The organism is Fluviicola sp., assembly GCF_030151805.1.
GTDB lineage: Bacteria > Bacteroidota > Bacteroidia > Flavobacteriales_D > Crocinitomicaceae > Fluviicola.
In genome coordinates, this window is the sequence record NZ_JASLCN010000160.1 from 1 (window position 1) to 10,981 (window position 10,981).

11 protein-coding genes are annotated in these 10,981 nt (G+C 39.3%); 3 read left to right on the forward strand and 8 right to left on the reverse strand.

What is annotated here, in order from left to right; genetic code table 11:
- From Q1V93_RS06010 to Q1V93_RS06045, 8 genes are all read right to left on the reverse strand, one after another.
- On the reverse strand, positions 1 to 425 hold a 425-nt coding region (locus Q1V93_RS06010; RefSeq protein WP_300662790.1), incomplete at its 3' end, for a hypothetical protein.
- A 35-nt stretch (positions 426 to 460) separates the two neighbouring features.
- A complete protein-coding gene (locus Q1V93_RS06015) occupies positions 461 to 1,708 on the reverse strand; it encodes a PP2C family protein-serine/threonine phosphatase (protein ID WP_300662792.1) in 1,248 nt (415 codons plus the stop codon).
- Positions 1,709 to 1,710: 2 nt separating this feature from the next.
- Entirely contained in the window at positions 1,711 to 2,634 is a 924-nt protein-coding gene (locus Q1V93_RS06020; protein WP_300662794.1) for an LpxD N-terminal domain-containing protein, read from the reverse strand.
- Between the two features lie 89 nt (positions 2,635 to 2,723).
- On the reverse strand, positions 2,724 to 3,326 hold the full coding sequence (locus Q1V93_RS06025; protein ID WP_300662796.1) for a hypothetical protein: 603 nt from the start codon (positions 3,324 to 3,326) through the stop codon (positions 2,724 to 2,726).
- A 48-nt stretch (positions 3,327 to 3,374) separates the two neighbouring features.
- Entirely contained in the window at positions 3,375 to 5,465 is a 2,091-nt protein-coding gene (locus Q1V93_RS06030; protein WP_300662798.1) for an alpha-ketoacid dehydrogenase subunit alpha/beta, read from the reverse strand.
- Positions 5,466 to 5,561: 96 nt separating this feature from the next.
- A complete protein-coding gene (locus tag Q1V93_RS06035) occupies positions 5,562 to 6,605 on the reverse strand; it encodes a Fic family protein (RefSeq protein ID WP_300662800.1) in 1,044 nt (347 codons plus the stop codon).
- Positions 6,606 to 6,682: 77 nt separating this feature from the next.
- The gene (locus Q1V93_RS06040; protein WP_300662802.1) at positions 6,683 to 8,815 is read right to left on the reverse strand and encodes a DPP IV N-terminal domain-containing protein; all 2,133 of its coding nucleotides are present in this window, start codon (positions 8,813 to 8,815) and stop codon (positions 6,683 to 6,685) included.
- Between the two features lie 2 nt (positions 8,816 to 8,817).
- Positions 8,818 to 9,492 carry a DUF2461 domain-containing protein gene (locus Q1V93_RS06045; RefSeq protein WP_300662804.1) on the reverse strand — a complete coding sequence of 225 codons (675 nt, stop codon included), beginning with the start codon at positions 9,490 to 9,492 and terminating at the stop codon, positions 8,818 to 8,820.
- Positions 9,493 to 9,612: 120 nt separating this feature from the next.
- Here Q1V93_RS06045 and Q1V93_RS06050 point away from each other — a divergent pair, with 120 nt between their 5' ends.
- From Q1V93_RS06050 to Q1V93_RS06060, 3 genes are all read left to right on the forward strand, one after another.
- Positions 9,613 to 10,089: a hypothetical protein gene (locus Q1V93_RS06050; protein ID WP_124746602.1), complete on the forward strand. Its 477-nt coding sequence runs from the start codon at positions 9,613 to 9,615 to the stop codon at positions 10,087 to 10,089.
- Positions 10,090 to 10,497 (forward strand): hotdog fold thioesterase, encoded by a 408-nt coding sequence (locus Q1V93_RS06055; RefSeq protein ID WP_300662808.1) that lies wholly within the window; start codon positions 10,090 to 10,092, stop codon positions 10,495 to 10,497.
- Between the two features lie 141 nt (positions 10,498 to 10,638).
- Positions 10,639 to 10,981: MarR family transcriptional regulator (locus Q1V93_RS06060; RefSeq protein ID WP_300662810.1), on the forward strand; the 343-nt coding region annotated here is incomplete at its 3' end.

Genomic DNA, 10,981 nt, shown 5'->3' on the forward strand with positions numbered 1-10,981 from the left:
GTAAACAACTCTTTTTCCGTTCCAACCAACTCTAAACTTTCGGTACTTAACTCATGTGCATACAATGTCACTCCGTTATCGGCACTTTTCCGGGAAATCATCACATAGAAAATATCTCCCATGCGTTTGATTCCTTCATAAGCACTTCCTTTTTCAACCGGCAAAATGGATGTTTTGATCGCTTCCTGGTTCAGATTACTTCCGGAAAATTTCTGTAGAATAAATGTCAGACCGCCTTTCATTTTCAGTTTGATACTTAAGACCTCACCATTTCCGAGGGAATAGTAGCTTTTGTCCCGGGAATCTACCACCTGATACGGTTCACTTTTGATAATCTTCACTTCAGAAGGAAGCGGAATTTCGTCTTGTGCGAGTAGGGAAAAACTCCCTAACAAGAATAGGAGTGTTAAATTGATTATTTTCATTTTTTGTTTTGTTTTGCACAAATGTAGCAAAACGTCTAAAAGAATCGGCAGGAAAATATCGCGGTATCGTCAACCAATTTTCGGTTTCCACGCCACTCATCTAATTTGGAAAACACGATATTATTCATGTCTTCCATGCTGAGTTTGTAGAAATTATGATAAATCTTTATCAGACGCTCTAGTTCAAAATGAGCATTTTTTTCATCTTCCAACTCCACAACACCGTCTGTATACAAAATCAACGTTGTATTTGGTTTCAGAATTTCTTTACCGACCTGAATGAAGGGCATTTCATCAAACATTCCCAATCCCACACAACCGATATCCAACAATTTCTTTTCTTTCCCGTTGGTAATGATCGGTTGATTGTGCCCGGCATTCACATAATCCAATTCCCGGGTTTCGGCATTGTAAACAGCGATAAAGAATGTGATGAATTTTTCTCCTTTTGCACTTGTCATCACCTTCTTGTTGAGTTCTTCGATCAAAAACTCCAGCGAAAATTGTTGTATCTGGTAAACAGTCGAATAAAACGTGCGGATAGTGGCCTGAAAATTAGCCATCAACATTGCCGCACTGATTCCTTTACCACTCACATCTGCAATGCAGATTACATATTTATTATCTCCCAGGGGAATAAAATCGTAATAGTCTCCCCCAACTTCATGTCGCGGAATATATTTGGCGGAAATATCCATCTGTCTGTTGGATGGCAAATCTGACGGAAACAACAGCTTCTGCATTTCAGAGGCAACTTCCAGTTCTTTTTTCAAGCGTTCCCTCTTCAGTTCTTCTTTGGCCATGCGTTTGTTCTCAATAGCCATTACAACCATATTGGTCAATGTCTGAAGAAAACGCATATCCGCCAAAGTTTCGTGTTTTTTCATCCCGCTTTCCTCAATTCCGGCAATCAGAAGATATGCAAGGGGTTTATCTTTGTGGAAAACAGGAACGATAATATCAAACTCATCCAGAATTGCCGAATAACTTGATTCAATGACCGTAATATCACGGAAACGATACAATTCTTTTTCGATCGAAATATCTTTAACTTTGCTTTTCAGTCCTACTTTCAGAAGTGAACTCCAACCATTTTCTTTGTTGAAAAGTAAAAAGCGATCATAACCAAGTTGTTCACGCATCACAAATTCAAACAAGCGAACAATCTGATCCACACTTTGATTTGTTGCAATCGCGCGTGTCAGTTCAAGCAGTGAATTAAGTCGAAATTCACCTAACTCAACTTGTGACTCCAAATTTGCTATGCGTGTTTCGACTTCCATGATTATTTTCCTCCGTTTTCTGCGAGACGTTTTAAAATTGTCAGTTCTCTCATCTTGATTTTTGACTCATCACACGGACTTCCGAAATACACTTTGCCACCTGCCAGTGATTTAGCAATTCCTGATTGTGCAAGAACAACAACGCCATCTCCAATAGTTACTCCGGATGCGCAACCTACTTGTCCCCACAAAGTGACATTGTCTCCGACATTGCAGCAACCTGCTATTCCTACCTGAGAAGCAAAAAGACAGTTTTTTCCGATAATGGTATCGTGACCAATCTGAACGAGGTTATCTATTTTAGTTCCTTCACCGATTCGTGTTATTGCGCTGACTCCTGCATCAATCGTAGAACCCGCCCCGATTTCCACATTTTTCTCAATGTAAACAAACCCACAACTATGCATTCTATCGTAACCAGAAGGTTTCTTTTTAAAATAAAAAGCATAATGTCCGATAACAGCATTCGGTCCGATAATGACATTTTCCTCGATAACGGTTCCGTCTCCGATATAAGCTCCGGGATGAATGATTACATGGTCGCCGATAATCACGTCATTTCCTATAAAACAATTCGGGGAAAGATGTGCAGAATCAGCAATCTGACAATTTTCTCCTGTCATAGACATTTGAGGTCTGTATGGAGAAAACTTACGGGTTAACTTGTTATAATCATCAAATGGTTCCGGAGAAATGATCAATGCCTTTCCTTCAGGAACGTCTACCGCTTTATCAATTAAAATAAAGGTCGCCGCAGAATTCAATGCTTTATCGTAATACTTCGGATGATCAACAAATACCAGATCTCCCGGTTCTACCCGATGAATTTCGTTAATTCCGGTTACGATCAAAGATTCATCCCCGATTACTTCTCTTCCAAGAAATTGCGCAATCGCGCCGACTGTATGTATGCTTCCGATTTTCATAGACTTACTCAATATAAAAGTAAGAGCTATTGAAACTCCTTTCTTTGGAAGTTCAATTATTTATAAAACCGGAATTGTTTACAAGTCGCTTATCTGGACATCCGCAATGCAAACCGAATCAGAATGAGAGAAACCGTTATGATTACCAGGATAATGGTTTTTGTATTATCCTTCTTTTCTACCTTCTCGTTTTCCGACTTCAGCTGTTCGAGATAATCGGCAACCAGTTTTTTCTGATCGCTATTCAGGGGTAAATTACGTTGAATTCCAGCAATCCGTTTTCCGGTTCTGTCATTGGTATCCAAAAAATATCTTTCAAACAGCTTGAACTGTGCATTTGTCAAGTCAACATCATTCAACTGATTGATCATATTGGCAAATCCAGCATGCAAATACATGGCAGATAATTCTACGTCATTCTTTTGCAAACCTAAAAACTGATGAAATTCCCGGACAGTTTCCTTTCGGATTTCTTGTTGTTGTGTTTCAGAAAACAAAGCAACATACGAATACAGGGCAGTGACCTTTGTAAGGTCTTGTTGAACAAATGCTTCGTGTAATGCCGACAACAACTTAGCAAGCTCTTCCTGCGCCAATGAACTTTTAAGATCTAATGTTTCAGGCAGATGCTGAATTCCATCCAGTGAGATCGACATTTTCGCAGCTGACAAATCTGTTTTTATCAGCTGCATTCGATCTAACATTGCTCTTACTCTAGGCGGGTGATTGGGGTTCATTTATCAATAGTTTATCAATTTTTCCAAAGCAGTTTTTACTTTTTCTGCATTTGGCAGTAATTCAGCTTCCAAAATCGAATTCAAAGGAATTGCCGGAGTATCAATTGCACCAACGACTCCAATCGGTGCGTCCAAATGCGCGAAGCAATCTCGCTGGATTCTTCCTGCCAAACCAAGGGTAAATGAAGCCTCAATTGATTCTTCAGTAACTAAAAGTACTTTTCCATGTTTTTCAACCGAAGCAGCAACAGCTTCCATATCCAATGGATTGATTGAACGCAAATCCAACACTTCCACTTGCCCTTCAAATTGTTTTGCAGCTTCTAAAGTCCAGTAAACACCTCTTCCGTAAGTAACCACAACACAGGATTCTCCTCTTTCAATTGCAGAATCAGAAGCTTCCTGAACGATACGGGCTTTCCCGATCGGAATCATGTAATTTTCATCCGGCTCAATAGACATTGCTCCTTCTGTTCCCGGAATTTTTGACCAATAAAGTCCTTTATGCTCCAAAATAACCACCGGGTTCGGATCATAATAAGCAGCTTTCAGCAAACCTTTCAAATCCGCTCCTGTAGAAGGATAAACCACTTTAATTCCACGAATATTCGCCAAAACAGACTCTACACTTGAAGAATGGTAAGGACCTCCGGAACCATAAGCTCCGATTGGAACCCTGATCACACAACTCACCGGCCATTTTCCGTTTGACAAATAATTCGAGCGGGATACTTCCGTGAACAATTGATTCAGTCCCGGCCAAATGTAATCCGCAAACTGTACTTCTACAAATGGTTTCAAACCAACTGCGGACATTCCTACAGTCGACCCGATAATAAACGCTTCCTGAATCGGCGTATTGAACACGCGATCATCCCCAAAGGTTTGAGCCAATGTAGCAGCCTCTCTGAAAACACCACCTAATCTTCCACCAACATCTTGCCCGTATAACAATGCTTCCGGGTGCTGAGACATGATTTCACGAACAGCAAACAAAGCGCTGTCAACCATCACGGTTTTCTTTTTCCCAGCTGGCTCACGTTCACCAACTTCTTCTGTAACCGGAGTCGGTGCAAAAATAAAATCAGTAACACTTGAAGGTATTGGCTCTTCTGCATTCAATGCTTTTTCGTAATCTGCATCCACCAATTTACGGGCATCAGATTCGATATTAATAATATCAGCTTCACCTTCCAGTTCACGAATAATTTCTTTTAATTTCGGATATGGATCTCTGGAAGCAGCTTCTTCCAAATCATCACGGTACCACTCTTTTCTAACACCAGAAGTATGGTGACCTAAAAGTGGAACTTTCGCATGAATGATAAAGGGTCTTCTTTCTTTTCGAACGATTTCAAAAACTTCCTGAACCGTTTGGTATGACAAATCAAAGTCACTTCCGTCGATTGTGCGAACTTCTATTCCTTTAAACCCCTGAGCATAATGAGTAATATCCTGAGCTCTTGTTTCAGCAGCATTTGCGGAAATATCCCAGCCATTATCCTGAACCAGGTAAACAATTGGAAATTGCTTCAACGCAGCCATTTGAAAAGCTTCTGAAACTTCTCCCTCTGTGCAGGAAGCATCTCCCAATGAACAAACCACAATCGGGTTCTCACCATTAAAATCTTCCGCAAGACCTAATTTTTCCTTATACTGAATTCCCATCGCAATTCCTGTTGTGGGGATTGCCTGCATCCCTGTTGCAGAAGACTGATGTGGAATCTTAGGCATGTGATCTCGATTCAATGACGGATGCGAATAATACGTTCTTCCTCCGGAAAATGGATCATCTTTCTTTGCAAATACCTGAAGCATCAACTCATATGGAGTCATACCAATTCCCAAAAGAATACTATCATCCCGATAATATGGCGAAACCCAATCTTGTGGTTTCAACTGCAAACCAACAGCTAACTGAATTGCCTCATGCCCTCTGGAGGTTGCATGCACATATTTTGCTGTAACTTCTTTGTTTGCTTCATATTTCTCAGCCAATGTTTTTGCAGTAGCCATTAAGCGAAACGCTTTCAACAAAACATCTTTGCTTGTACGAATAGTAGATTCCATGGTCTTTGAAAGAATATCTGACATTTGGAGTGTTTTTCCAACAAAGATAAGATTCAAAAAGAAAAGCACAGAATAAATCAGGAATATTCGATGTGCTTTTCTGTGAAATTTTGAAGAGGATTATTTCAGGATTGACAAGTATCTTTCAAGACTTTGCCTTTCAATTTCCGCTACAAAACGAATAAACGAATCCTTTTTTCCGGATGTTTGAACATCATCCAGTGCTTCATAATAGGCATATCTGGAAGTATTATCCCCTTTGATGTTTGCAATCACAAGACCATTTTGAAGTAAAATCATGTTCATAATCAAGCGGGAAGTTCTTCCGTTCCCATCAATGAATGGGTGAATCGTAACCAAACGTTCATGCATTTCTGCCGCCAGAACTACCGGATGCAATGCCGCTCTGTTTCTTTCATACCAGATAAAATAATCTTCCATTTGTTTTTCAACAAGATAAGGTGCTGGAGGCATATGCGCGCTTCCCTGTATCATGACCTGAATCCTCCGAAACTTTCCTGCTTCTTCCGGGTTTATTCCACGGAGTATAAGATTATGAATACTTAAAAGTTCTCTTTTGGTAATGATGGCATTTTTTGAAACCAAATCTTTCACATAATGAATTGCTTCCCCATGATTGATTGCTTCCAAATGCTCACGCATACTTTTCCCGGAAACCGTAAGGCCTTTATTGATGACTAAATCTGTCTCACGTAAGGTTAACGTATTCCCTTCTATGCGATTGCTTTCAAAGGTATATTCCAATTCCAAAGCTTCTGTAATCCGATGATTTTCAAATGAACGAATCGTGTCCAGTTCACGTTTCATATCATCAATTTCAGCAAGTGTCTTTTCAATAGATAAATCTTCAAACTTTCTTTTGGGATGATAACTGGCAAGTTCTTCCTGAACCATTTCCAACACCTCATCGGCGAATATATACTGCCTCACCTCCATCAGAACTTTTTCTTTCAGCCAGGCTTTCATCAGTTCATTAAAGTCAATTGAAAGGATGTTTGCCAGCTCAACAATTTGAGCTTCTGTAGGTATTCGCTTACCATTTTCAAACTTACTGATCAAAGATTGATCTACTCCAAGTAAGTTTGCCAACTCACGCGAACGCATCCCTTTCTTTTTTCTTGCTGTTTGAACAATATTCTTCATGACTCAAATAATCATGACTAATTTAGTCATATTTTCGGTTTTTGCAAAAAAAAGAGGAGATTTTTCTCCTCTCCTCTCTATTTATTATGTTCAATAATATAATCCAGGACTTTCTGCATCAAATGTACCCGGTCTTTTCCGATGACATTATGTTTATGCATTGGGTAATGGAAAAAGTCTATTTGAATTCCCAATTCAATAAATCTCTTCAATAACGCGTCATTATGTTGAGGAACAACCACATCATCTACCGTACCATGAATGAGCAACAAATCGCCTTTAAGTTTATTTGCATGTGTAAACAAAGAAGCTTCTTCGTATCCTTTTTGATTTTCTTCCGGTCGATCCATATAACGCTCTCCATACATTATTTCGTAGTACTTCCAATCTGTTACCGGACCACCTGCAACTCCAACTTTAAATGTTTCGGCTTGTTTCAACATCAAAGATGTTGTCATAAACCCACCGAAAGACCATCCGTGAACAGCAAATCTTGACGAATCAACATAAGCCAGCGATTTCAGATAATCAATTCCTTTCATTTGATCTTTGATTTCTACCGTACCCAACTGTCTGTGGATTTGACTTTCAAATGCAAATCCGCGCTCACCTGATCCACGGTTATCTAATGTAAACACCAAATATCCTTGTTCTGCCATCCAGTACATCCACAAATTAGCCCCATCCAGCCATGAATTTGTAATCATCTGTGCATGCGGACCTCCGTAAACATAAACCATCACGGGATACTTTTTATTCGGATCAAAATTACTTGGTTTGATCAATCTGGTATACAATACTGATCCATCATCTGCTTTGATCTTACCGATATCTGAAGCTCCAATTGCTATTTCTGCAAGTTTGTTTTTAGCTGTCAATAGGGTTTTCGTAATTTTTCCTGCGATTGTTTTCAACTCTACTTTCCCCGGAACAGCATGAGAAGAATAGGAATCAAGAAAATAAGTTCCCATTTCATTAATCGCAATAGAATGCGTTCCTTCTTCCAATGTCAGACAACGCTGTTTTCCGTTCATATCAACAGCATAATAAAGTGTATTCAAAGCACTGGTTCCTGTCGCAGCAAAAACAACTTCTTTTCCTTTATTGATTGATTGCAAAATTTCTTTGGTAACGAATTTATTTGCTGTCAATTGCTTGATCAGCTTCCCGTCTATTGAATAATAGTACAAATTGTTAAACCCGTCCCGTTCCGAAATCCAAATGAAATTATTCGAGTTCGTTAACGGAAAAAACGCCGGATGTTCCGGTTCAGTCCATTTATCATTTTGCTCTTCCAAAATCGTTCTGATGAAATTCCCGGTTTTTGCTTCATATTGATTCAACCACATATGATTCTGCTCACGATTCACCTCTGCTACCAACACGAAATTTTCATCCGGTGTCCAACTAAGGTTTGTTAGGTAACTATCCTTAGCTCCTTTTGGAGTAATGAAGACCGTTTTTCCATCAGAAACAGAGTAAATTCCAACTTTAGGCTGTTCAGACCCCTGTCCTGCCATCGGGTATTTAATGTTCATCAATTCAGCCGGCACTTTCGTAATATCTACCAACGGGTATTCTTTTACATTGGTTTCATCCTTCTGGTAAAATGCCAGGTAACCACCTTTTCCGGACCAGAAAATACCGTCCGTAATACCAAACTCGCTTCTTGCATACGTCTGACCTGAAACAATATTTTTATCCGTATTCTTTGTTACGGCAATCTTTTCACCTTTCGAATCGACAATCCACAGATTATTCTCCACTGTATAAGCTGCACTTCCGCTTGTTGTTTCAAATTCTGCATTCGCACCTTCTTCCGGTACAGAAGCCAATTTAGAGCCGGTTTTTGTTTTCAGATTCAAGTTGTAGTAATTGTTTCCGTCCGTCAACAACAATTCATCTGCATTTCGAAATGAAAAGCCGTAGAAACTATACAACTGTGCCCCCAAGGCAGTATTCGCCGCCTGAATGGTCAAAATTTGTTCCGGCTCTGTTTTTTTAACCGACCCCTGGTACATCACCTGGTAATTATTACTCAGATAAACATAAGAATCCGTTCCCGGAATCCAGGTAAAGGCATTAAATTGTTCATCTCTGAATGCACGATTTTGTTGCAATACCGCGTCTGAAAGCGTTAATTGTTTTTTCTGAGCAAACGAAAAAGTTCCTGCAATTAAACAGACAAAAAGTCCGAAATACTTGTTCATAATTATGATCTTTGAATGAATTTATTAAAAAATGTTTCGAGTGGTAATCCTGCCTGAAAACAACTATCCAATGTTTCCAGTAAATGATCCTGTAAAATCAAATCTGAATCAAACTCTGTCATAAAATACCACTGCTTATTTAAAATATAAGGTTGTTTTTCTACCGCTTCTTTCAATTCTTTTGGAGCGATTTTGTTTCTTTCACCACGTACTTCGCCAAAAATATCTACAAAAGTTTTATCTGCGATCAGAGTATTGAACTCTTTTTGATTCATCGCAATCCCTTCACGAACTGCATACAAATCATCTTTGTCAATCTCATAAATCCCGCCATAAACACGAACTGCCTCCGGACCAAATTCAAAATACACCCCGTGAATGCTCTTCGATTTTTTTCCATTTGGAGCAACAACCGCAGAACACAGTAACTTATAAGGCGTTTTGTCCTTCGAGAAACGGATATCCCTGTTAATCCTGAAAATGCATTCAGATGCTGTTAAATCTTTAAAGCCCGGATGTGACTTTGCCAAATGATTGATAAAAGTCTGAACAAAGTCCGCAAAGGGTTTCTTTACCGAACTTTCATATCGCTTTCTGTTAGAATCAAACCACTCCTTATGGTTGTTTGCAGCTAATTCAATAAAGAAATCAAGATAATCTTTTGTAAAATATGCCATGTACCAAAGATACTATTTATCCGATTCAATGACTTGTTGATTTTTACCGATCTTGGTTCATCCGTTTATACGAGCGAATTCAGCAGATTAAATTACATTTGTATCAAACAATTTAAAAACATGGCACAAGTCTCCATAGGACATATTGAAGCAGCTATCCAAAAGGTTGATAGCTTAGACGATAACGCATTAGACAGATTATCCGAAACGCAAACAACCGCACAACCGGTTCTTTTGGGTTATATCATGTCTGCTGCACAGGAATACCAAAACGAAGGATTGGAAAGCTTGCTGATTTACTACTTTACAGTAGTTTTGGAAGCTTATTCTTTGGCAGGATTAAACCCGAAAAGCGTTACAGATGAATTAATTGACGAATTCGAAGAACCTTATTTCCAATTGTTGGATGAATATTTCGAAAACGAAGACGAAAGTATTCTCGAAGAATTTTCAGATCAACCGGATTTGGTAAAATTCATGGCCATGGAAATCGGGATGGAAGATGCCGACGGTGTTACATTGGATGACGAAACAGCAACGCAATTGTTCATCGTTATTTTAGCAATGATTTCACTTCTTTCAAGATCATTAGACTAAATGAAAAGTCCGCAGGATATCGTAAATGAAATGATGAATTCGGATGCCTTTTCCAACTGGCTGGGCATCCGAATTCTTGAAATCGAACCGGGATTCTGCAAACTAACCATCACCGTCCGGCCCGAAATGCTCAACGGACACCAAACCGCTCACGGAGGAATCTCTTATTCTGTTTCCGATTCTGCGCTGGCTTTTGCATCAAACAGCCGTGGACAAAAAGCTGTCAGCATAGAAACATCCATCGCACATATTGCACCGGTTTTTGCCGGCGATGAACTACTGGTTATCTGCAGAGAAATAAACTGTGGAAAAACAATTGGACGCTATGAATCAATTGTTTATAACCAAAATCAAAAAATTATTGCTAAATTTAACGGAACCGTATTCCGTCATCCAGAACTTTGGTAATTTCTTTCAAAAAAATTCTATAAATTATTATGCACACATAATAATGTTTTGTATATTCGTAACAAGTGAAAGAATATGCAAAATAAGCCCCAATATCTTATCGACTTAGATGTTCGATTAACATGGCACAAAATGTCGCGCATGTACAACCAACGGGCCAACAGTTACGGAATCAGTATGTCTGTTGGCTTCATCCTCCTTCATGTTGACAAAGAAGGAACTCCAAGCACTCAATTAGGCCCTCGCATGGGAATGGAACCCACCAGTCTTTCCAGAACGCTAAAAACGATGGAAGAAAAAGGATTCATCCGCCGGGAAGAAGACAAGCTGGATAAACGAATCGTTCGCATTTTCCTGACTGAAGAAGGATTGAAAGCTCGCTACATCGCACGTGATGTGGTGTTTGAATTCAACAACAAAGTCATCGAGCGAATTCCAAAAGAACACATTGAAATTTTCGAATCTGTTATCAACCAAATTCAAG